This window comes from Aeromonas sp. (genome assembly GCF_050633025.1).
Classification (GTDB): Bacteria; Pseudomonadota; Gammaproteobacteria; order Enterobacterales; family Aeromonadaceae; genus Aeromonas.
This window is the reverse complement of sequence record NZ_JBODRQ010000015.1, coordinates 14,122-37,023: the sequence shown is the minus strand read 5'-3', so window position 1 is coordinate 37,023 and position 22,902 is coordinate 14,122. Positions and strand designations below refer to the sequence as shown.

At 61.0% G+C, this 22,902-nt stretch carries 20 protein-coding genes; 17 read left to right on the top strand and 3 right to left on the bottom strand.

The window, feature by feature from the left end:
• Nucleotides 1-62: 62 nt before the first annotated feature.
• Nucleotides 63-1,091 (bottom strand): phage shock protein operon transcriptional activator, encoded by a 1,029-nt coding sequence (gene pspF, locus ACRAUW_RS03910; RefSeq protein ID WP_431361242.1) that lies wholly within the window; start codon nt 1,089-1,091, stop codon nt 63-65.
• Nucleotides 1,092-1,287: 196 nt separating this feature from the next.
• Between pspF and pspA the strand changes: the two genes are divergently transcribed.
• The 12 genes from pspA to ACRAUW_RS03850 all read left to right on the top strand — a co-directional run bounded on the left by pspA (nt 1,288) and on the right by ACRAUW_RS03850 (nt 11,586).
• Nucleotides 1,288-1,974: a phage shock protein PspA gene (gene pspA / locus ACRAUW_RS03905; protein WP_005361184.1), complete on the top strand. Its 687-nt coding sequence runs from the start codon at nt 1,288-1,290 to the stop codon at nt 1,972-1,974.
• A gap of 3 nt (nt 1,975-1,977) precedes the next feature.
• Entirely contained in the window at nt 1,978-2,214 is a 237-nt protein-coding gene (pspB, locus tag ACRAUW_RS03900; protein ID WP_005333672.1) for an envelope stress response membrane protein PspB, read from the top strand.
• On the top strand, nt 2,211-2,615 hold the full coding sequence (pspC, locus tag ACRAUW_RS03895; RefSeq protein ID WP_431361241.1) for an envelope stress response membrane protein PspC: 405 nt from the start codon (nt 2,211-2,213) through the stop codon (nt 2,613-2,615). Before pspB ends, pspC begins: the two co-directional genes overlap by 4 nt.
• A 101-nt stretch (nt 2,616-2,716) precedes the next feature.
• On the top strand, nt 2,717-4,123 hold the full coding sequence (locus ACRAUW_RS03890; RefSeq protein WP_431361240.1) for a YcjX family protein: 1,407 nt from the start codon (nt 2,717-2,719) through the stop codon (nt 4,121-4,123).
• A 53-nt stretch (nt 4,124-4,176) separates the two neighbouring features.
• On the top strand, nt 4,177-5,211 hold the full coding sequence (locus ACRAUW_RS03885) for a YcjF family protein (protein WP_431361239.1): 1,035 nt from the start codon (nt 4,177-4,179) through the stop codon (nt 5,209-5,211).
• Nucleotides 5,212-5,678: 467 nt separating this feature from the next.
• On the top strand, nt 5,679-6,437 hold the full coding sequence (gene miaE, locus ACRAUW_RS03880) for a tRNA isopentenyl-2-thiomethyl-A-37 hydroxylase MiaE (RefSeq protein ID WP_431361238.1): 759 nt from the start codon (nt 5,679-5,681) through the stop codon (nt 6,435-6,437).
• Nucleotides 6,438-6,740: 303 nt separating this feature from the next.
• On the top strand, nt 6,741-7,385 hold the full coding sequence (adk, locus tag ACRAUW_RS03875; protein WP_431361237.1) for an adenylate kinase: 645 nt from the start codon (nt 6,741-6,743) through the stop codon (nt 7,383-7,385).
• Nucleotides 7,386-7,483: 98 nt separating this feature from the next.
• Entirely contained in the window at nt 7,484-8,458 is a 975-nt protein-coding gene (gene hemH, locus ACRAUW_RS03870; protein ID WP_431361236.1) for a ferrochelatase, read from the top strand.
• Nucleotides 8,459-8,492: 34 nt separating this feature from the next.
• Nucleotides 8,493-8,882: an MAPEG family protein gene (locus tag ACRAUW_RS03865; RefSeq protein WP_431361235.1), complete on the top strand. Its 390-nt coding sequence runs from the start codon at nt 8,493-8,495 to the stop codon at nt 8,880-8,882.
• A gap of 185 nt (nt 8,883-9,067) precedes the next feature.
• Entirely contained in the window at nt 9,068-10,372 is a 1,305-nt protein-coding gene (locus ACRAUW_RS03860; protein WP_431361234.1) for an inosine/guanosine kinase, read from the top strand.
• Nucleotides 10,373-10,552: 180 nt separating this feature from the next.
• Nucleotides 10,553-10,915 carry a DUF2750 domain-containing protein gene (locus ACRAUW_RS03855; protein WP_005337077.1) on the top strand — a complete coding sequence of 121 codons (363 nt, stop codon included), beginning with the start codon at nt 10,553-10,555 and terminating at the stop codon, nt 10,913-10,915.
• A gap of 176 nt (nt 10,916-11,091) precedes the next feature.
• On the top strand, nt 11,092-11,586 hold the full coding sequence (locus tag ACRAUW_RS03850; protein WP_069553886.1) for a hypothetical protein: 495 nt from the start codon (nt 11,092-11,094) through the stop codon (nt 11,584-11,586).
• Here ACRAUW_RS03850 and ACRAUW_RS03845 read toward each other — a convergent pair.
• Nucleotides 11,549-13,189, bottom strand: coding sequence for an EAL domain-containing protein (locus ACRAUW_RS03845; RefSeq protein ID WP_431361233.1), 1,641 nt, complete (start codon nt 13,187-13,189; stop codon nt 11,549-11,551). The two genes, ACRAUW_RS03850 and ACRAUW_RS03845, sit on opposite strands and share 38 nt — an antisense overlap.
• A 189-nt stretch (nt 13,190-13,378) precedes the next feature.
• On the opposite strand from ACRAUW_RS03845, the gene glgC reads away from it, so the two are divergent.
• Nucleotides 13,379-14,653, top strand: coding sequence for a glucose-1-phosphate adenylyltransferase (gene glgC / locus ACRAUW_RS03840; RefSeq protein WP_431361232.1), 1,275 nt, complete (start codon nt 13,379-13,381; stop codon nt 14,651-14,653).
• 480 nt (nt 14,654-15,133) lie between these two features.
• On the opposite strand, the gene ACRAUW_RS03835 is transcribed toward glgC, so the two are convergent.
• A complete protein-coding gene (locus ACRAUW_RS03835; protein ID WP_431361231.1) occupies nt 15,134-15,685 on the bottom strand; it encodes a lipoprotein in 552 nt (183 codons plus the stop codon).
• A 314-nt stretch (nt 15,686-15,999) separates the two neighbouring features.
• On the opposite strand from ACRAUW_RS03835, the gene ACRAUW_RS03830 reads away from it, so the two are divergent.
• Genes ACRAUW_RS03830 through amoF form a run of 4 tightly spaced genes read left to right on the top strand, consistent with a single transcriptional unit; the run spans nt 16,000 to nt 22,899 of the window.
• Nucleotides 16,000-17,187: an isochorismate synthase gene (locus ACRAUW_RS03830; RefSeq protein WP_431361230.1), complete on the top strand. Its 1,188-nt coding sequence runs from the start codon at nt 16,000-16,002 to the stop codon at nt 17,185-17,187.
• Complete coding sequence (locus ACRAUW_RS03825; RefSeq protein WP_431361229.1) at nt 17,184-18,851, top strand: (2,3-dihydroxybenzoyl)adenylate synthase; 1,668 nt, start codon at nt 17,184-17,186, stop codon at nt 18,849-18,851. The genes ACRAUW_RS03830 and ACRAUW_RS03825 overlap by 4 nt, the downstream gene beginning before the upstream one ends.
• Nucleotides 18,852-18,874: 23 nt before the next feature.
• Nucleotides 18,875-19,813 (top strand): isochorismatase family protein, encoded by a 939-nt coding sequence (locus ACRAUW_RS03820; protein ID WP_431361228.1) that lies wholly within the window; start codon nt 18,875-18,877, stop codon nt 19,811-19,813.
• Nucleotides 19,810-22,899, top strand: coding sequence for an amonabactin biosynthesis non-ribosomal peptide synthetase AmoF (gene amoF, locus ACRAUW_RS03815; RefSeq protein ID WP_431361227.1), 3,090 nt, complete (start codon nt 19,810-19,812; stop codon nt 22,897-22,899). The genes ACRAUW_RS03820 and amoF overlap by 4 nt, the downstream gene beginning before the upstream one ends.
• The last annotated feature ends 3 nt before the right edge of the window (nt 22,900-22,902 follow it).

Sequence of the window (22,902 nt, the reverse complement as noted above, 5' to 3'; positions counted from 1 at the left end):
TGATACAAATGTGCCAGCGCGAAGGCTGGCGTGTTGCTGGAGTCGGCATCAACCGCGCTCTTTCACTCTTGTTCTGCATCGTTATCGCCATCTTGCAGCTGATATTTGCGTAGCATGCCACGGAACTGGTGATAGCTTAAGGCCAGCAGTTGAGCGGCTTTGCGCTGATTATACTGGGATTGCTGCATCGCTTGCTTGAGTAAATTAATCTCGTACTCCGCCACCGCCTGCTTGAGATCGAGCGGCAAGGCGAGGGGGGATGCAGATTGTACCTCGCTTCGGGCCTCTTGCGCAGGTTGCGTGACCTGTGGCCGCCAGGGGGAATCAAACGGGTTGAGCACCAGGGTCGAGAGCGGCAGCTGGGGATTGCCCTGACGATAGATGCTGCGCTCCACCACGTTTTTAAGCTCCCGCACGTTGCCCGGCCAGGGGTAATCCAGCAGCAACTGGGTCGCCTTGCGCGAGAAACCGGCAAACAGCGGATAGCCCAGCTCCCGGGTCATGCTGTGGGCGAAGTGCTCCGCCAGCATCAGGATATCTTCCCGCCGCTCCCGCAAGGGGGGGAGGGTGATCACATCAAACGCGAGCCTGTCCAGCAGATCGTGGCGAAACAGCCCCTTGTCGGCTAACGCAGGGAGATCTTCGTTGGTGGCGCAGACCAGCCGCACATCCACCTTGAGGGGCTTGGCCCCGCCTACCCGCTCGAACTCGCCATACTCGATGACCCGCAGCAGTTTCTCCTGCACCCGGGCGCTGGTGGTGGCCAGCTCGTCGAGGAACAGGGTGCCGCCATCGGCCCGCTCGAAGCGGCCCTGATGGCGCTTGGCCGCACCGGTAAACGATCCCGCCTCGTGACCGAACAGCTCGGTCTCCAGCAGACTCTCGCTCAGAGTGGCGCAGTTGATGGTGACAAAGCTTTGATCCCAGCGCGCCGAGAGATAATGTAGGCGGTGGGCTATGAGCTCCTTGCCCGTTCCCCGCTCACCGATGATCAGCACGGGTTTGCGCAGCGGGGCGAGCCGTGAGGCCTGCTCAATGATCTCGAGAAATGCGTTGGATTCCCCCAGCAGGCTTTCCGTGGCTGTGGTCATAGTGATCCCTGTCAGTTGTAAAAGCTGGTCAATCTTACCAAAAGTTGGTGATTTTAATCATCACTTGCGCGAGGCATCTTGCAATCCGGCTATTCTGCCCCATATAAATCAACAAGTTAAATTTTGTTCCAGATTGGCACACAAGTTGCCATTGTCAATGGAGAAACAACGCCATGCCAATAACAGGAGTGCAATCATGAGTATTTTTTCCCGTCTGGCCGACATCATCAATTCCAACCTGACGGCCCTGCTCGACAAGGCAGAAGATCCCCAGAAGATGGTGCGCCTGATCATCCAGGAGATGGAGGACGAGTTGGTCAAGGAGCGCTCCAATCTGGCCCGCTTCCTCGCCAGCCAGAAAGAGATTGGCCGTCAGGTCGCCCGCCATCAGGAGCGGGTCGACGAGTGGCAAGCCAAGGCCGAGCTGGCCCTGACCAAGGGACGTGAAGATCTGGCCCGCGCCGCTCTGATCGAGAAGAAGAAACAGACCGAGTTGTCGGAGACCCTCTACCGCGAGCAGCAAGCAGTCGACAGCGGCATCGAGAAGCTGGGTGAGGAGATCCGCCAGCTCGAGGCCAAGCTGGAAGATGCCCGCGCCCGTCAAAAGGCGATGGCCATTCGCACCGAAGCGGCCAGCAGCCGTCTCAATGTGCAGAGCCAGGTCGCCCGTGGCGAGAGCCAGGCGGTGGTGAGCAAGTTCGAGCGGATGGAGCGTCGCATCGACGAAATGGAAGCGCGCGCCGATCTGGGTCAGTCCGACAAGGCGCTGGCGCAGCAGTTTGCCGAGCTGGAAGTGGACGATCAGATAAGCCGCGAGCTGGAAGCCATGCGCCAGAAGCTGGGCCAGGGCGACAGCAAAAGCGAAGGCAAACAGGGAGAGTAACAGATGGAAGATCTGCTGGGCGTATTGATGGTTCCCATGGTGGTCTTCATGGTGGTGGTGGCTCCCATTTGGCTGGTGCTGCACTATCGTGCCAAGGGGCGGATTGGCGCCGGTCTTGCCGATAGCGAGCGGGAACAGCTGCAAGGGCTGCTGGCTCGCACCGAGAAGATGCAGGAGCGAGTAGGGGCGCTGGAGTCGATTCTGGATGCAGAAGTACCCGGTTGGAGGAACAAGGTATGAGCAGTGTAAGTCGTGAAGGGCGTAACCTCTATCGCGATCCCCAGCGTGGCAAGATAGCCGGGATCTGTGCCGGTTTGGCAGAGTATTTCGGGGTGGAGACCTGGATCGTGCGGCTGCTCGCTATCAGTGGCCTTATCTTCGCCGGTTTCATTACCTTCACCGCCTATATCGCTGCCTGGTTCTTGCTCGATAAAAAGCCGGTCACCCTCTATTCGCAAGAGGATGCCGACTTTACCGAGGTGCGGATGAAGGCGCGCAGCTGGCAGGCAGGTGTCACTCCTCATCAGGCGCTGGGCCGCATTGCGCAGGAACTTGACGCGCTGGAGCCCAGAGTTCAGCGGATCGAGAAGCTGGTGACCTCCAGGGAGTTCACCCTGCAGCGGGAGTTTCGCAAGCTGTAGTTCTTGCTGAAGCACCCATGTCGATGGCGGCGCCTCCCGTGATGCGCCACCATCGACACCAGCTATCCAGATGCAACCACCAAGGGAGAACGGATCAAGCCTTGATACTCAATAAACTGGAACAGAAGTTGACTCGCCTGCAACACAAGGCGAACGACGTGGTGAACCGGGTGCGGGATCGCCATATCCGGCTGGCGGTGACCGGCCTCTCTCGCAGCGGCAAAACCGCCTTTATCACGGCGCTGGTCAACCAGCTGGAACACGCGGCCATCGACGGCCGTTTGCCGTTATGGGATGCCCTGCGTCAGGGGCGCATCCTCGGTGCCCGCCGGGTGCCCCAGCAAAATGCTCACATCCCCACCTTTGCCTACGAGCGCGGCCTCGACTCCCTGTTTGGCGAGCCGCCAGCCTGGCCCGAGCCCACCCGCGGCGTGGCCGAGGTGCGTCTCGAAATTCGCTATCGCACCCGCCATCCGCTTCGCAAGCATCTGGGGGAGATCTCCACCCTCTACGTGGATCTGGTGGACTATCCCGGAGAGTGGCTGCTCGACTTGCCGCTGCTTGAGATGAGCTACGAGCAGTGGAGCGAACAGGTGCGCGATCAGCTGCGCCGCCCCGAGCTGCAGGCGCTTGCCGCCAGCTGGCTGACCCCTGGGTGGCAGGCTGAGAAACGCTTCGAAGAACGACCAGTGGCGGAGCTGGCCGAGCGCTACACCGCCTATCTGCATGCCTGCAAACAGGAGCTGGGATTGCACCTTATTCAACCCGGTCGCTTCGTGTTGCCGGGGGAGTATGCCGGTGCCCCCATGTTGCAGTTCGTGCCCTGGGTGTGGGAGATGCCCGCCGGCGAGCCCGCCGATGGCACCCTCTACGCCACCCTCAGGCAGCGCTTCGAACAGTACAAGCAGCATCTGGTGCAGGGTTTTTATGAGCAGCACTTTGCCGGCTTTGATCGCCAGATCGTGCTGGTGGATTGCCTGCAGCCTCTCAACGCCGGGGCGGCCAGCTTTGGCGACATGCAGCAGGCCATCGCCCGCATCATGGAGAGCTTTGCCTACGGCAAGAGCAACTGGTGGCGGCGGCTCTTCTCGCCCCGTATCGACAAACTGCTGTTTGTGGCGAGCAAGGCTGATCACGTCACCCCCGAACAGCATGCGCCCATGGTCTCACTGCTGCAGCATCTGGTGCGCAGCGGCCGCGGCCAGGCCCGTTTCGAGGGGATCACCACCGAGTGTCTGGCGCTCGCCGCCATCAAGGCGACCGAGGTGGGCAAGGGGGTGGCCAATGGCCGCGAGTTTCCCGCCATCCGTGGGATCAGCCTTGCCGGTGAGCCGCTGCTACTGTTCCCGGGGGAGGTGCCGCCTCATATTCCCCCCGCACAGTGGTGGAACAATCAGGGTTTTGATTTTCAGGCGTTTCGCCCCATGCTCATGAGCGCCCATCAGGCGTTGCCCCATATCAGGCTCGATGCGGCGCTGGAGTTTCTGCTCGGGGATCACCTCGAATAACGGTGTGCGGTCTTGGCACCTGAGCCGAAGGCTGCGCACAGGAGAACAATGCGATGAACGATCAGATAAAAGAGCGGCCACCGCTGCAGGGTAAGGTGATCCTTGAGCCTGCCTTGACGGTAGCCAGTGACGAGCGACCGCCCGCACCGGCCCAGCGGCTGGAGGAGGCGAGTTTCGAGCGCCTCGACGAGCTGGACGAGTTCACCGAGGTGGAGAGCGCCCTCGTCATCAAACCGCGCTGCCGCCATCGGCTGCTGGCGTGGGGGCTGGGGGCGGTCGGTCTGCTCTCGTTGGGCCAGTATGGCGCCTTTCTTTACGATCAATTCCTCACCACCCCGCTCTGGGGCAGCGCCTGGCTGGCGGCCTCGGCGCTGGTGGCGGCGGGGACCGCCAGCGTGGTGGGGCGCGAGTGGCTGCGGCTGCGCACCCTCAAGCGGCGTCAGGATGTGCGCTCGCGGGCAGAAGATCTGCTGGCCCATCAGGGTGTCGGGCAGGGTCAGGCCTTCTGCGAAGGGTTGGCGGTCAAAAGTGGCGACAAGGGGCGCGAGGGGTATCAAACCTGGCTGGCCCAGCTCGATGAGAGCCACAGCGATCGGGAAGTGCTGACCCTCTATAGCCAGCAGGTGCTCGCCGAGCGCGACAAGCTGGCCCAGGCGCGGGTGGCTAAATGGTCGGGGGAGGCCGCTGTGCTGGTGGCGCTGAGTCCGCTCGCTACCGTCGACATGATGCTGATGCTGTGGCGCAACCTGCGGATGATCGAGGATATCGCCGATGTCTATGCCATCGAGCTTGGCTACTGGAGTCGCATACGCCTCATCCGTCAGGTGTTTCGCAACATGCTCTACGCCGGTGCCACCGAGCTGGTGACCGAGGTGGGGATGGACTTGCTAGGGGCCGAGCTCACCGCCAAGCTCTCTGCCCGCGCCGCACAAGGGGTGGGGGCCGGGCTGCTCACCGCTCGCCTTGGCCTGCGTACCATAGAGGCGTGCCGTCCGCTGCCCTGGTGTGCGGACGAGAAACCGAAACTCGGCGAGCTGCGCAAGCGGCTGGTGAGTCAGCTGGCCGGTTATCTCAAGGGGACGAGCTAACCCCGGAGCGGGGCGCATCTATTGACGTATCCGGATGAATGTCAGTATGAGCTGTACTGCCTTGCCAAGGAAAGCGACTCCGTTTTTATTCGTATGTTTTTCAACAAGCTGTGCCGAGCGGTCGTCACGGCACAACCAAAGTGACGGCGCCGTGGAGAGTGATGTTCGGGACATACAACGGTGTTGGCAAGCGCCTTGACCGTCAGCCGGTTTGCCGTGAGTCGAGATACCGCCATCTGGTTTAGAAGCAGGCCAACAGCAGCAAGTTGTACCGCTATCTGCGGCAGTACCACAAACGTTGTCGCAAGGTAAAGCAGAGCAAGCGCAGTGCCATTTCCAATCTGGTATCAATTGATAACCATCGGATTTGTCGGATATGGGCATAGCCCGCATGATCCGCTAGCATAGCTGGCAACATATATGACCGATACGCTTTTAACCGGCGTGTTTAACAAACGAGAGTTCAGATGGATGATCTGCTAACCCCTGTGCGCCAGTTTTTGCAGTGTGAGACCCCGGATGAGTGGGTGGAGATGGCGCGGGATCCTGCCCGTTTGCCGACCCTGCTCATCGATCACGCCAACTGCGAGACCAAGGCCGCGCTCACCGCCCACAGTCTGGTGCGCCGTTACTGCCTGCCCAAGGGCAAGCGTCATCTGCTGCCCAAGCTGGAGTTCTATCGCGAGCTGGATGCTATTCCGGAGAAGGCCGAGATCCTGGGCAAGCGCAGCATGGGGGAGTCTGATCGCACCGTCTTTGCCGAGCTGGAGCGCAATCCGCTGCTGTTTCCCATGGTGCGGCTCATTCAGGAGGAGCTGCATCACTTCGAGCAGGTGCTGGAGATTATGCAGGCCCGCGGCATCGAATACGGGCCGGTGACGGCCTCCCGCTATGCCCGCCAGTTGATGCAGCATGTGCGCACCCATGAGCCGGCCACCATAGTCGACAAGATGATCATCGGCGCCTATATCGAGGCCCGCTCGTGCGAGCGGTTTGCCAAGCTGGCGCCTCATCTGGACGAAGAGCTGAGCCGCTTCTACGTCTCTTTGCTGCGTTCCGAGGCGCGCCACTATCAGGATTACCTGAGCCTGGCCGAACAGTACGCAGGGGAGGATATCAGCGAGCGGGTGGCCTTCTTTGGCAAGCTGGAAGCCGAGCTAATCTGCTCGCCGGATCCGCAGTTCCGGTTCCATAGCGGCCTGCCTGTCACATCTGACAGTTGTTGACGCACAGGGGTCAAACTAACATTGCCCTGTTCCTACTACGAGCGACAAGTAGTTACTTTTGAGCGCAATTCCCGGCCCCGAGCCGGGATCTTTTTGTCTGCCGTACGTCCTTCCTGCTTTTGGCGCTCTATGCTGAATCCCTGGCTATTTTTGCGTCTGTCCCCTGCGATGAAATCCTGTTCGATCAGCTGGTTATTGTGGCTATAAAGTACTCATTCAGGTGGCTCACCCTTGTAGAAACGGGCGAAACCGTGTACTTTTTTGCCTTCGCAAGATTTGAATAACCAATCAATAGGAGCGTGTATGCGCATTGTTCTGTTGGGGGCTCCGGGCGCCGGCAAAGGTACCCAGGCTCAGTTCATCATGGAAAAACACGGTATTCCCCAGATCTCCACCGGCGACATGCTGCGTGCGGCGATCAAAGCGGGCACCGAGCTCGGTCTTAAAGCCAAAGCTGTGATGGACGCAGGTCAGCTGGTCTCTGACGACATCATCATCGGTCTGGTCAAAGAGCGCATCACTCAGCCGGACTGCGCCAAAGGCTTCCTGTTGGACGGTTTCCCGCGCACCATTCCCCAGGCGCAAGCCATGAAGGACGCCGGTGTCGTGGTTGATTTCGTGCTGGAGTTCGATGTGCCGGACGAAGAGATCGTCAAGCGCATGAGCGGCCGTCGCGTTCACTCCGGCTCCGGCCGTACCTATCACGTGGTGTTCAACCCGCCGAAAGTGGAAGGTAAAGATGACGTGACCGGTGAAGATCTGGTGATCCGCGCCGACGACGAAGAGACCACAGTACGCAAGCGTCTGGATGTATATCATCAGCAGACCGCGCCGCTGATCGGTTTCTACGGTAAAGAGGCGGAAGCGGGCCACACCCGTTACGTCAAGATCGACGGCACCCAGCCGGTTGATCTGGTCAGCAAGCAGCTTGCCACCATTCTGGGCTGATCTTTGCTGCCGGCACTGTTTCCCGTGCCATCAGATAAATAAAGAGAAGGGCCCTGCGGGGCCCTTTTTGCATCATGACAGAGAGACAGGAAGCCAACGTGACCACGAAAACCGGAATATTGCTGGTCAATCTGGGTACCCCAGCCGCGCCGACCACCGCCGCCGTCAAAGCGTTCCTCAGCCAGTTCCTGCACGATCCCCGTGTGGTGGACCTGCCCCGTTACCTCTGGTGCCCGTTGCTCCACTTCATCATCTTGCCGACGCGCTCGCCCAAAGTGGCCAAGCTCTATCAGCAGGTGTGGACCGAGCAGGGCTCCCCGCTGATGGTGATAAGCAAGCAGCAGCGCGCTGCACTGGAGCAGGAGCTCAAGCGGGAGGGGGTCGAAGTGCCGGTGGAGCTGGCGATGACTTATGGTTCCCCGTCAGTGAATGATGGCTGGCAGGCGCTCAAGGCCAAGGGGGTCAACCGGGTGATCCTGTTGCCGCTCTATCCGCAATATTCGGTCAGTACCACCGCCTCGGTCTTCGATGCCTGGAGCAAGGCGATGAAGAGAGAGCGCAATCTGCCGGTGGTACGGCTCATTCGTGATTATCACGCCCATCCCGAATACATACAGGCGCTTGCCATGAGCGTGCGCCGTCACTGGGAGCAGCACGGTCAGGGTGATCACCTGCTGATGTCGTTCCACGGTATTCCCGAGCGCTATGAGAACGAAGGGGACCCATATGGTCACCAGTGTCGCTACACCGCCAGCTTGCTGGCCGAGGCGCTCGGGCTGGAGTCTGGGCAGTGGACGGCCAGCTTCCAGTCCCGGTTTGGCAAGGAGGAGTGGCTCAAGCCCTACACAGATGTGACCATTGCTGGCCTGCCAGCTACCGGTATCAAGCAGCTCGATGTGATTTGCCCCGCCTTTGCCGCCGACTGCCTCGAAACCCTCGAGGAAATTCAGGTACAGAACCGGGAGATCTTCATGGAGGCCGGTGGCGAGCGGTTTGAATATATTCCGGCCCTCAACAGCGACCAGGCTCACATCCGGATGATGGTCTCGCTCATTTGCCGCGAATTGGCATGAGTGGTCGGCAGTCAGTCAAAGAAGGAGTCGAGTCATGGTACATATCACGCTGATATACGCAGGCCTGTTGGGGCTTTTGTTTCTGGGGCTCTCCTTCTGGGTGGTCAGACGCCGTGCCCAGTTCGGGGTGATGATAGGGCAGGGGGAAGCCCCCGAGCTGCTGGCGGCGATCCGGGCCCACGGCAATTTTGCCGAGTATGTGCCGTTGACGTTGCTGTTGATGGCGCTGTGCGAGTTCTCCGGTGCCGATGCGCTCTGGCTGCATGCCGGTGGCGCCATGCTGCTGGTCGGCCGCATCCTGCATGCCATCGGCGTCCAGATCCCCAAAGCCCCCAATGTGCCCCGTTTTCTGGGCACCTTGCTGTTCTGGCTCGCCCTCGGCCTCTTCTCTCTGCTGGCCCTGTTGCAGGGCATGGCCGCCTGAAAACCGGCGCTTTCGTATGTTATGGAACCACCCTGGGTTGGGTGGTTTTTTTATGGTGAAAAGGCAAACGTTTTTCTTGCGGGCCTTGTCTATACTGATTCCATTATTTAAACAGGACGACTTTTCGGGGTGGCGGATTGTGTTAAAATCCCGCCCCTCTTTCCCCCAGAGCACAGAACATTGCCATGAAATTTCCCGGTCAGCGCAAGTCCAAACACTACTTCCCTGTCGACAGACGCGATCCCCTGGTGCCGCAAAATCCCCTGTTAACCGAACTGGGCAAAGCCTACGTGGTCGGGATTGATCAGACTCTGGTTGATATCGAAGCCCATGTGGATGAAGACTTTCTGACCCGTTATGGTCTGAGCAAGGGGCACTCCGTCGTCATCAATGACGAGGTGGCCGAACGCATTTATGACGAGCTCAAAGCCAACAACATGGTGGTGAGCGAGTTTGCCGGTGGCACCATTGGCAACACGGTACATAACTACTCGGTACTGGCCGATTCCCACTCCATCCTGCTGGGTGTGATGAGTCAGGACATTCGCATCGGCTGCTACGCATACCGTTATCTCTGCAACACCTCTTCCCGTGTCAACCTGGACTATCTGCAGCCAGTTGATGGCCCCATCGGCCGTTGTTTCACCTTCATCACCGAGTGTGGCGAGCGCAGCTTCGGCATCAACGCCGGCAAGATGAACCAGCTGGATGTGCAGCACATTCCGGAAGAGGTGATCAAGGGGGCATCTGCACTGGTGATCACCGCCTATCTGGTACGCGGTGACGATGGTGACCCGATGAAAGAGGCGGCCATGACCGCGGTGCGTTATGCCCGCGAGGCGGGTATTCCGGTGGTGCTGACCCTGGGCACCCGTTTCGTCATCGACGAAAACCCCCAGTGGTGGCGCGACTTCATTGCCGAAAACGTGACCGTGCTGGCGATGAACGAAGACGAAGGCGAAGCCCTGACCGGCATCGCAGATCCGCTCGGTGCGGCCGACAAGGCGCTCGATTGGGCCGACATGGTGCTCTGTACTGCAGGCCCCATCGGCCTTTACATGGCGAGCTACACCGATGAGGACTACAAGCGCGAGACCACTCATACCCTGCTGCCGGGCGTTATCCCCGAGTTCAACATGTATGAGTTCAGCCGCCCGATGGCCCGCGCCAAGTGCCGTAAACCGACCCGCATCTACTCCCACATCTCCCCGTACATGGGTGGCCCGGAGAAGATCAAGAACACCAACGGGGCAGGGGATGGCGCCCTTTCCGCCGTGCTGCACGACATGGTGGCCAACTCCTATCACCGTATGAATGTGCCCAACTCCGCCAAGCACATCTCCGAGTTCCTGACCTACTCCTCACTGGCCCAGGTGTGCAAATACGCCAACCGCGTCAGCTACGAGGTATTGGCCCAGAGCAGCCCACGTCTTTCCCGCGGTTTGCCGGAGAAAGAGGACAGCCTGGAAGAGGTTTACTGGGAGCGTTGATCTCCCGAGTCTGCAAGACGCCTCCATCGGAAGGCGTTTTTGCAGGCAAATAGGGGTTATCCCGGCTTTTTTCCCGGAATAACCCCAATATGCTTGAGTCCATGTCACTTTTGCGACACCATTTGGCCATCGTATTGTCGCCCGACAATGCCGCAGCACCCGAAAGAAAGAGAGAATCCCATGAGCATGCTTAACGACAACCTTGACGCCAATTTCCAACTGTTTATCGAACAAGTCCGCGAGTCGGGTCAGGTGTGGGGTCTGCGCTATGGGGAAGACTGGGTCGTCTGCCGCTCCGCCGAATTTGAAGATGCCGACGTGATGCCGCTCTGGTCTGCCGAAGAGGACGCCCGTCTGCATTGCGTCGACGAGTGGGCCGATTACGAGCCGGAAGTGATCGATCTGGAAGAGTTTCTCGATATCTGGATCAACGATCTGGATGAAGACGATGTACTGGTCGGCCCGAACTGGAACGCCGATCTGGAAGGCCAGGAGCTCGAACCCATCGAACTGGCCAAGGCTCTGGTTGAACTGGACGCCTGAAAGCGCCTCCATTGATGGCCTGAACGTACAGGTCATCGAGACAAAGACCGGTATCCGCACAGGATACCGGTCTTTTTTATGGTCGAATGGCCCGATTGATGAGTTAAAAGCCGATTTGCCTTTGCACCTGTCAGGGGGATGGTCCATCATCAACCCTTTGCCAAGGGAGGAGCGTCATGTTTGTATTCGACGTAACGGGAGCTGCGGGTGAGAAGGCCAGCATTCGGGTGCAGGCGCTGGATTGGGCGCAAGCCGGACCAGTGACCTTCCAGTGCGATGATGATCAGCTGGCCGTCGTACTCCTGAGTGGTTGTCGTTGCGATGCGGTGGGCTTTTTCAACCTGTTGGCGGGGTGCAAACCGCTTTATATCGAGCAGTGGCTCAGCTACCTGCAAGAGAGCGGCCGTATTGGCAAGTGGAGCCACCAGACCGAGAGTCCCGCCGATGGGGACTATCTGGCCAGAGCAGGTCTGGAGCACGATGAACTCAATTCCCTGCTTGGCCAGGTCTATCAGGTGGCGGGGTTCAATCGCCTGCAAATCAACCGTTACCTCAAGAACCGCCACAACCCCACCACACTGGCGACCCGTTACGATCAGAAGGAGCTGGAGCGTTACCGCCAGCTCAATGACATCATTCTGACCCTTTTGAAGCTGAAGCATCCTCAGTAAAGAGCCCCAGCTGGCTGATATCCGGTCGCAGCGGTTGCGGCCGGGCGATCAGATAGCCCTGCAAGCCATCGACGTACATCCCCTGCAGCAGCTGTTTCTGACCAAGCTGTTCTACCCCTTCTGCAATGACCTGACACCCCATCCGATGTGATACATCGACGATCATCCGCACAAACTGCTGGTTGGTCTGATCCTGCTCCAGCCCGGTGATCAGGGCAGGATCGAGCTTGATATAGTCGGGCTTGAGCTCGCGAAACAGGGTAAAGGAGCCGATCCCCTTGCCAAAATTGGCGATGGCCGAGCGGCTGCCGTTGCGGCGCAGCAATTCAAACACCCGCTTGGCACCGGTCAGGTTGCGTTCCAGATGCTCTTCATCCAGCTCGAAAACCAGATTGGCACTGGTATTGGGATCCTTGAGCAACTGGCGGTCAAGCCAGATCAGGAAGGCGCTGTTTTGCAGCAGGTTGGGGGAGAGGTTGATCCCCCAGCGACTCTGGTTGGCACCAAAGGCCCGGTACTGGCGCATGATGTGGGTAATGACCAGCTGCTCCAGCCGCATCACCATATCCAGCCGCTGGGCCATGGCAAACAGGGTGTCGGTGGGCAGGGCGGTGCCGTCGCTGCCGCTGAAGCGGGTATAGATCTCGCTGTAAGCCAGCATGCTGCGGTGCAGGGGCTGGATCGGCTGGTAGGTAAAGCTGAGCCGCTCCTGTGCCAGCACTTCGGTCAGCACGTCGCGCCAGTGGTGTTGCCCCTGCAGATCGGAGGCGCTGTCATCCTGCTGGATGGCCCAGCCGTTGATGGTTTCGGTCTGGGCGCGAGCCAGCGCCAGATCCGCTCTGGCCAGCACAGCTTCGATTTTCTGGCCGCTGCTGAGCTTGGTCAGCCCGGAGTAACCGGTGCTCTCCAGCTCGTGCTGATCCTGATAGTGATCGAAGGCCACCTTCAAATCCTGCCCCAGCAGATGGGGAGGAATATTAGCCACCGGTTGCACCAGCACGGCAAAATCGGCCCCCGAAATGCGGTAGACCTGATTGCCCGGAAAGCGGCTTACCACCCGCTTGATGAGGGCCGCCATGTCCTTGATGTAGGCATCACCAGACTGGAAGCCGCGCTGGGCGTTGATCTTGCCAAGCTCGGTGGCACGGATCAGCACCAGGGTCGCAGTTTGGGTGTCCTGATCCCGCTGCAGTAGCTCGGTCATGTCGCGGCGAAACGCGTGACGGTTGAGTAGCTGGGTCAGCTCGTCGGTGGTGGCCAGGTTGCTGAGCTCGGTCAGTTGGCGATGAGCGCTCTGCTCGGCACTTTCGAACTGCTCCAGCAGCTGTTGCAGCACCTCCTGGGAGGCGGGCTCATCGAGTTGTGAGGGATCCCGCCCTCTGATCGCCTTGACCCAGGTGAGCTCCTGATGCTGGAGCATGCCATCCATGGTGCGAATGGCCAGCATCAGCAGCAGGATCATGCCAAGCAGTGTGGTGGCCAGAATAATGGCCAGGGTGAGCGGTGTGCTCTGAAGGGCCAACCAAACTGCTTGCAGGAGCAGCAGGGGTATGGTCACTATGGTGGCGATCAGAAAGAGGGTACGTCCGAGCTTGTGAACCATCTTGTCTTCCTTGAAGTGGCTGCTTTGTGGGGGAATTTTAACCAAGCTGGCGGAGCAAAGCATGCTATTCCTCGCAACTCGGTGAAAAGGGTCAACCGAGATCGGTTAAATGTGAGTGAAACCACTTTCACAGGTGTCGAAACAGGCGAAGATGGGTTGAAAACAGATCAAACAAGGCAGAGGTAAATCATGTTGTTAGAGCCCGAAAATAGTGCCAAAGCACGACAATTATTGAACCAGAGTATGGCACTGGTGCTGGCGGGTGGACGTGGCAGTCGCCTGAAGCAGTTGACTGACAATCGCGCCAAGCCTGCCGTCCATTTCGGGGGCAAATTCCGGATCATCGATTTTGTGCTCTCTAACTGTATCAACTCGGGGATCCGCCGCGTTGGTGTCGTCACTCAATACAAATCCCACAGCCTGCTGCGTCACTTGCAATCTGGCTGGTCTTTCCTGCGTTACCAGATGAACGAGTTCATCGACCTGCTCCCTGCCCAGCAACGGGTGGATGAGGTGCACTGGTATCGCGGTACCGCCGATGCCATCTATCAGAATGTCGACATCATTCGGGACTACGGCCCCAAATACATAGTGGTGCTGGCAGGGGATCATATCTACAAGATGGATTACGCCACCATGCTGCTCGACCATGTGCGCCTTGGCGCCAAGGTGACAGTGGCTTGTATCGAGGTCCCGCGCGCCGAGGCATCCGCCTTTGGCATCATGGATATCGATGAGCAGCGCAAGATCCGCGCCTTCGTGGAAAAACCGGCCAATCCTCCCGCCATGCCGGGTTGCGAGGATCGCTCGCTGGCCTCTATGGGGATCTATATCTTCGAAGCGGAGTACCTCTACCAGCTGCTGGAGGAGGACATTCACAATCAGGACTCCAAACACGACTTCGGGATGGATGTGATCCCCCACATTGTGGAGGCGGGGATGGCGTTTGCTCACCCGTTCAATATGTCCTGTGTCGGTGCTCGCGAGGGTCAAAAGCCCTACTGGCGTGATGTGGGAACGCTGGACTCATTCTGGGAAGCGAACATGGACCTCGCTTCTGTGGTTCCCGAACTCGATATCTATGATCAGAACTGGCCCATCTGGACCAGCCAGCCCCTGACGCCACCGGCCAAGTTCGTGCAGGATCGTAATGGCCAGCACGGCATGACCATCAACTCCATGTTTTCGGGCGGCACCATTGTCAGCGGGTCGTTCGTGCTCAACTCGGTGCTTTTCACCAATGTGCGGGTGCACTCCTTCTGCACTCTGGATCAGGCCATCATCTTCCCCGGGGTCGAAATCGGTGCTGGCTGTCGTCTGCGTCGGGTGGTGGTGGACAAGGGATGTGTGCTGCCCGATGGGCTGGTGGTGGGCGAGAATGCTGATGAAGATAGCCGTCGATTCTACCGCTCCGAGCAGGGGATTGTGTTGGTGACCAAGGAGATGCTGGACAAGCTGGTTTGAGGAAGTCCCTTGAAACTGTGTCAGACGCCGTAATGAAGGGGGGCCATATAGGCCCCTTTTTCATCCGGGTGGATGGCGAAGATGACTCGCTGCACTACCCGCAGTTTGTCGTTGCCGCGTCAGCGCTGGGGACTTTGGTCAGTAAAGTCGGAAGGTACCCGGGAAACTAACAGCATCGCTCCGCGGTCCTGCAGAGAGTATGTGCCGCGAAGGGCCTGGTTTGCGGCCCTTTTTCCGGAGGATCCATCTCCGATCGATAGTTAAGGGAGGGCTCGTCTCTTTGACATATTCGATGCTGGTGGCGAGATCAAACGTCATGAGGCTCATCGGAGAGATCTAATTCGGTATAGGTCAGCAGGCTGGTAGCGATATCTGAGACGTAAAAAACCGCCCTGATCGGCAGCACGTTAAACCGGATGTGCGCTGTCGAAGAGGACGGTTATCTGTTGAGCGCGCTGAAAGTGCCAGCGCTGCGGGGATCTAGAGCAGCTTGAACGGGATGACCAGACGGCCAGGCTCTACCTTGAGGGCTTCGACCTTATCCTTGATCCTGGCTTCGTTCTTGCGGCTGCTGTCGAGGCGGTAGATTGGGGTCTGCGACAAGAACAGGGAGAGCGACTGATTAAAGGTGGGCAGCAGCGGGGTGAGGGCGGCCCCGATATCGGCCGGCTCGGTCTTGACCGAGACCAGCTCAAGATCGCGCAGATAGATGGCGCCTTGATCGGCCACATAGTCCGGGCGGGCACTCAAAGCAAAGCGGATCTTCATCTGCTGGTTGCCAAGGGGGCTGCTCACCTGCAGGTCGCCAGCGGCGTCCAGTTCGATGCGATCCGGTTGTTTGCGGCCGATACGGCTCTGCATCTCATCCAGACGGATCTTGCTCGACATGATACCGGGGATCCCCAGCTGTTTTTCAAAAGAGACCTGATCTTTGAGGTACTGGTTAATTTCGGCCTCACTGACATTGTACTGGGTGAGTGAACAGGCCGCCAGCAGCAGGCTGAGGGGGAGCAGAAGCAGGTGCTTTAACATCGAGGATCCCGTGGGTTGAAACAATGGTTATAAAGATGGCGCCATCTTAGGGGTAAATGGCGCTCGCTACCAGCGCGGGCGGTGAGTCCGCGGTTTTTGTCGCAGCCTCATATGGGGTGTTGGCAGCGGTGCTCATACGGGCAAGAGGGGTCGGCCCTGCACGGTGGGTCACGACGGGCAATATCCACAGATAAGTTCCAGTTTTATCGTCATAAAAATCCCATTGACCGGGGGATTTCAAAGCGAGTATTTTACCGCTGCACAAATACAAATTGATAATCACTATCATTCCGAATCGTATTTGAAGGTGTAGCGTGGATACTCTTGTGATGGAAAATAGCGCGCCTGCCCAGGTTGCGTCACCGCCCGATTTCTTGTTTACCTCGGGTCAGGGCACGATCAGTGCCACTGACCTGGGCCTGCCTATCACCACCCCCGCCTGTGAATGGCCCTTGCTGGAACAACAGATTGCCAGTGCCTTGGCCGCGGCCAGCGCCGCCGGCCAGAGCAACCCCCTGCTGATCGGTGCCTTTGCCTTCGACCCGGCGGAGGCCTCCTGCCTCTATGTGCCCGGCCGCTATAAGCGGGGCGATAAACTGGCCCCGACAGAGCCGTCATCGGTGACAGCGGCCGAGCAGACCGTCGAGGCCAACCGGGTCATCTCGGTGCAGAGGACCCCGCCAGCCTGCGAATTCCAGGCCTCGGTCAGTGCGGCGCTGGATGCGTTTGCACAAGGCCGGCTGTCCAAGGTGGTGTTGTCGCGCAAGCTGACACTCACCCTGCATCAGCCCGCCGATCCGAAGCGGGTGATGACCCGTCTGATGGCCCAGAATCCCCACGCCTTCCACTTCTCCCTGCCGCTTGGCCAGGGCCGCCGCCTGCTCGGTGCCAGTCCGGAGCTGCTGCTGCGGGTCAACGGGGGAGAGGTGTTCACCCATCCGCTGGCGGGCTCCGCCAGACGGGCGAGCGAGCCGGCGCAAGACGAAATGGTGGCTCGGGATCTGCTGGCCTCTTGCAAGGATCAGCATGAACACAAGTTGGTGATCGACGAGATCCGCCGGGTGCTGACCCCCCACTGCCGCGAGTTGGCGATCCCGTCCAGCCCCTCCCTGATGAGCACGGATACCCTCTGGCATCTGGGTACCCCCATTGCCGGCCGGCTGCACGGCGGTGAGGCGTCGGTGCTCTCCTTGGCCTGCCAGCTCCATCCCACTCCAGCCCTGTGCGGCTATCCCACCGAACTCGCCCGCCAGTTTATCCGCGAGCAGGAGCCCTTCCGGCGCGCCCTGTTCAGCGGCATCGTCGGTTGGTGCGACAGTCAGGGCAATGGCGAGTGGGCCGTGGTGATCCGCTGTGGGGTGCTCAATGGCCATCAGGTGGAGCTGTTTGCTGGCGCCGGAATCGTCGTGGGCTCGGATCCCGCCATGGAGTGGGCCGAGACCGGCACCAAGCTGGGCACCATGCTCAAGGCTCTGGGCCTGGATTTGGAGGTAGCGCAATGACCCAGTCCAACCGCTTCCTGCCTTATACCCGCTGGCCTGATGCCTTGGCCCAGCACTACCGCACCAAGGGCTATTGGCGCGGCGAGCCGCTGACCGTCATGCTGGCGCGTCAGTGCGAGCTGGCCCCAGACGCCGAGGCCATCCTCTGCGGCGAGCGTCGCTTCAGCTATGGTGAGCTGGACGCCTCCTCGAGCCGGCTGGCCGCGAATCTGGCCCACCACGGTCTGGGGGTGGGGGATACAGCTCTGGTGCAGCTCCCCAACGTGGCCGAGTTCTATCTGGTGTTCTTTGCCTTGCTCAAGGCCGGCATTGCGCCGGTCAACGCGCTCTTTAGCCACAACCGGCTGGAGCTGGCCTCTTACGCCGAGCAGATCCGGCCCCGTCTCTTTATCGGTTCGTTGACCCACCCGCTGTTTGCGAGCAAGGGTCGCGACAGCGAGCTTCTGGCAAGCATGGGCGCCGAGTTGGTGCTGCTGGATGGCGATGGAGGGGAACTGGGGCTGACCCGCTGGTTCGACGAGGGGGATGAGGCGGGCTCCCCATCCGTCTCCTTTGCCCCGACCCCGGCGAACGAGGTGGCCTTCTTCCAGCTCTCCGGCGGCAGCACCGGCACCCCCAAGCTTATCCCGCGTACTCATGACGACTATTACTACAGCGTGCGCCGCAGCAATGAGATCTGTGAATTGGGGCCCCACACCCGCTATCTGTGCGCCCTGCCGGCGCCCCACAACTTCCCCCTGAGCTCCCCTGGCGCCCTTGGGATGTTTGAGGCGGGCGGCACTGTGGTGCTTGCACCCGACCCCAGCCCCATCAGCTGTTTCCCACTGATTGCCCGCCACCGGGTCAACCTTACCTCGTTGGTGCCGCCGGCGGTCTCGCTCTGGCTGCAGGCCGCGGAAGCGGATCCCACAGCGCGCACTCAGCTCGAGAGCCTCGACTTGCTGCAAGTGGGCGGTGCCAAGCTGGGGGAGGCGGTGGCCAGCAAGATTGGGCCGCTGCTCGGCTGCCGGCTGCAGCAGGTGTTCGGCATGGCGGAAGGGCTGGTCAACTACACCCGGCTGGACGACTCCGACGAGAAGGTCATTCACACCCAGGGCCGCCCCATGAGCCCGGACGACGAGGTGCGCATCCTCGATGAAGCGGGCAACCCGGTCGCCCCCGGCGAGCCTGGCGCCCTGCACACCCGTGGCCCCTATACCTTCCACGGTTACTACCAGAGCCCGGCCCACAACGCCCGGGTGTTCGATAGCGAGGGCTTCTACTGCTCCGGCGACTTGGTGGTACAGGATGCCGATGGTTACCTCACAGTGGTGGGGCGGCAGAAGGATCAGATCAACCGGGGCGGCGAGAAGATCGCGGCGGAAGAGGTGGAGAACCAACTGCTGCACCACCCGGCCATCACCCATGCGGCCCTGGTCTCCATGCCCGACAGCGCCATGGGAGAGAAGAGCTGCGCCTTTATCGTCACCACCGAGTCGGGGCTCAAGCCGCTGGACTTGCGCAAGTTTCTGCGCGAGCGCGGGGTGGCGGACTTCAAGCTGCCAGACCGTTTCGAAACCCTGGACGCTCTGCCCATGACGGCGGTGGGCAAGATTGACAAGCAGGGGCTGCGGGCGCGCATTGCACACGCCATCGCCGCCAACCAGTCCCTGACAACAGCATAAAACTAAAAAGGAATCATAACGTTATGGCTATCCCAACCCTGAACAATTACGCCATGCCCAGCCAGTGGAAGGCCAACAAGGTTGACTGGACCCTGGATCCCAAACGCGCCGCCCTGCTGATCCACGACATGCAGGAGTACTTCACCGCCTTTTATGGCGAAAACAGCCCGCTGATCGCGGCCCTGACCGAGCGCCTGGCCGCCGTGCGCAAGCAGTGCAAGGCCCTCGGCATTCCAGTCTTCTACACCGCCCAGCCCAAGGATCAATCCCCTGAAGATCGTGCCCTGCTCAACGACATGTGGGGCCCGGGGCTCAACAAGCGGCCCGAGCAGCAGCAGGTAGTCGCAGCGCTGCGTCCGGAGCGTGACGACACCGTGCTGGTCAAGTGGCGCTACAGCGCCTTCCAGCGCTCCGAGCTCGAGCAGATGCTCAAAGCGGTTGGACGGGATCAGCTGATCATCGGCGGCATCTATGGCCATATCGGCTGCATGATGACCGCCTGCGACGCCTTCATGCGCGATATCCAGCCCTTCTTCCTGGCGGACGGGATGGCGGACTTCTCCCTGGCCGACCACCAGATGGCGCTCGACTACGTGGCGACCCGCTGCGGCAAGGTGATCCGCTGCGAGGAGGTACTGGCTCTTGCGCCGGCTTCAACTTCTGCCGCCCAGAGCAATCTGTTGTCCGCCAATCCGTTGCTGACCAATCCATTACTGACCTACGAGGGGCTCAAGGCTCGGCTGCTGAGTCATATCGACGAGGACGAAGGGGAGTTTGACCCCGACGAGAACCTCATCGACTACGGCCTGGATTCGGTGCGGATCATGGCCCTGCTCACCGAGTTGCGCACCGCCGGGGTGGAGCTCGGCTTCGTGGATCTCGCCAAGCTGCCGACCCTCAAAGGCTGGTGGCGCCTCATCGAGGCCAGGCTGGCAGCCCAGGCGCTGGAGGTGACTCCATGAACCGCTTCCCCTTGACCATCCCCCAGCAGGGACTCTGGTCCGGACATCTGCTGAACGATGACAAGGCGATGTTCAACACCGCCGAGTGCATCGCCTTCGACGGCAAGGTCGAGGCTGCCGTGCTGGCCGCAGCCCTTGCCAAGGCGGTGGGGGAGTGCGAAGCGCTCAAGGGCCATTTCGAGCAGGACGGGGAGGCGGTCTGCTTCGTCTCGGCCGAGCTGCCCCTTGCCTATAAAGAGGTCTCCCTCGAGCGCGACGACGAGACGCTGGCCCGCGCCTGGGGCTGGGCCGATCTGCGCCGCCCGTTCGAGCTGACCCAAGAGGCGCCCTGCCGCTTCGCCCTGCTGCGCGGCCCCGGCCGCGATTACCTCTACAGCTGTGTGCACCACATCGCGCTCGACGGCTTTGGCACCACCTTGCTGTTCCAGCGCATCGCCGAGCTGTATACAGAGGGGCTGACCGGTGAGATGAACTCCCCATCGCCTTTTGGCTCGTTGGCGGAGGTGCTGGCCGAAGAGGCGAGCCGCGAGCAGAGCGGCAAGAACGCCGCCGCCCGCGCCTTCTGGCTGGAGCAACTGCAAGGCTGGCCCGAAGTTAAATCCTTTGGCGAGACCCGTGCGCCGATTGCCGCCGACTTTATCCGCGAGAGCCGCCCGCTACCGGCGGCGCTCTGGCAATCCCTGACCGGCTTTGCCGGCGAGCACAAGCTGGGCTGGCCCCATCTGCTGCTGGCCGGTCTCTCTGCCCAGCTGTCGCTGTCGAGTGGTCAGCGCCAGACCCTGCTCGGCCTGATGATGATGAACCGCATCGGCTCGACGTCGCTGACAGTGCCCTGCATGCAGATGAACATCACCCCCCTGGCTTTCGAGTTTGATGACACGCTGAGTCTGGCGGGAACCGCCGGCGCTGTGGTCAAGACAAAGCGCCGGGTGCGCAAGCACCAGCACTACCGCTACGAACTGTTGCGTCGCGATCTTGGCCTGGTGGGGGGCGACAAGCGCTTGTTCGGCCCGCTGGTCAACATCATGCCGTTCGATCACGCTCGTCGCTTCGGGCCATTATCTGCCCATATTCTCAACATCAGCGCTGGTCCGGTAGAGGATCTCACCATCGAGGTGCAGGTCGGCGTCGATGGCCAGCCCAGACTGGATCTGGACGCCAACCCCGCCTGCTACCAGCAGGGAGATCTGGCGGCCATCGCCGATACCCTGTTTGCCCTGCTGGGTCGCTGGCTGGCCGAGCCTGCCCAGACCCTGGGGGCGCTCAAGGCCGACTGGCTGGCCGAGCAGCGGGCCAGCGCCCTGATCGCCGGCCCCGCCCAGGAAGCTCTCCAGGTGCGGCCGGTGCTGGAGGCGCTCTGCCACTTCGCCGCCCAGACTCCGGACAAGATCGCGCTGGAGCAGGGAGAGGTCTGCTTCAGCTACGAGGCGCTGCTGGCCAGAGCCGAACAGATGGCGGCCGCCTTGCAGGCCGCAGGCGTCGCCCCCGGCGACAAGGTGGGGGTCATGCTGGCCCGCACCCCCCAGGCCATCTTCGCCCAGCTGGCGGTGCTGCTGGCGGGCGCCGTCTACGTGCCGCTCGATCCAGAGCAGCCGCTGGAGCGCCAGGGCCATATTCTGCGGCTGGGGGAGGTCAAGACCCTGATCACCCAGGCCGAGTACCGCCATAAGCTGGCCAGCCTGTTTGAGGGGCGCACCCTGCTGGCGGGGGATCTGGTGAGTGGCGCTCGGCTCAACCAGCCGGCTGCCGGCCGCGCCGTCGCCTACCTGATGTTCACCTCGGGTTCCACCGGTCTGCCCAAGGGGGTGGCGGTCAGCCACGGCGCGCTGGATCACTTCGCCGCCGCCGCCCGCTGCCGTTATCACCTGGATGAAGACGCGCGGATGCTGCAATTCGCCCCCTTCAACTTCGACGCCAGCATCGAGGAGGTGTTCGCCACCTTGAGCGCCGGTGCCACCCTGGTGCTGCGCACCGACGCCCTGCTCGAATCCATGCCCGCCTTTGCGGCTGGGGTGGAGCAGATGGGGATCACCCACCTCGATCTGCCCACCGCGTTCTGGAACGAGTGGGTGGTTGCGCTCACGGCGGGTCAGGCCCACATTCCTGTCGGGCTTACCACCGTCATCATTGGCGGCGAGGCGGTCTACCCCGAGCAACTGGCCCAGTGGCAGCGCCAGAGCCGTTCCGATGTGCGCCTCTTCAACACCTACGGCCCCACCGAAACCACAGTGGTGGTGACCACTCAGGAGCTGCAACAGGAAGACCCGAGTCAGGCCCAGTTGCCCATCGGCCTGCCGCTGCCCGGCATGCAGGCGCTCATTCTGGGTGCGGGGGAGCAACCCGCCAGCGAGGGTGAGCTGGTGCTGCTCGGCCCTCAGTTGGCCAATGGCTATGTGGGGGGCGTGCAAGGGAGCTTCGATACCCTGCGGATCGGTGAGGAAGATGTGCCCGTTTATCGCACCGGCGATCGGGTGCGCCTGGTGGCCGGCCGGCTGGTCTACCTCGGTCGGCGCGACAACGAATTCAAGATAAGCGGCTATCGCATCCAGCCCGGCGAGGTGGAGGCCCTGCTGCTGGCCCTGCCTGGGGTGGATGAGGCCTGCGTGCAGGGGGTGAGCATCGGCAGCGTGCGCCGGCTGGTGGCCTTCGTGGCGGGGCCGGAGCGCGACAGCCGTGTCATCAAGGCGCAGCTGGCCAAGGTGCTGCCTGCCGCCATGATCCCCACCGATTATCGCCACTATGACCAGCTGCCCCGCACCGGCTCCAACAAGCTGGATCGCAAGGCCCTGCTGGCCGCCTACCAGGCGGGCGGCGAAGCCCTGACCCTGGGCAGCGAGACCGAGAACCGGGTCGGCGCCATCTGGCAGCAGATCCTGGGGCTTGCCACCATGGCGCCCGCCGACAACTTCTTTGAGCTGGGGGGCCAGTCCCTGCAGACCATCCAGATCGTCAACCGGCTCGGCGCCGAGTTCGGGGTGCAGGTCAAGGTTTCCGACGTGTTCGATCACCCGCGCCTCGATGACTTCTGCCGTTTCCTCGACGGCCTGCTTTCCGAGGACGAAGAGAGCGTGGAGATGGTGTGGTGATGA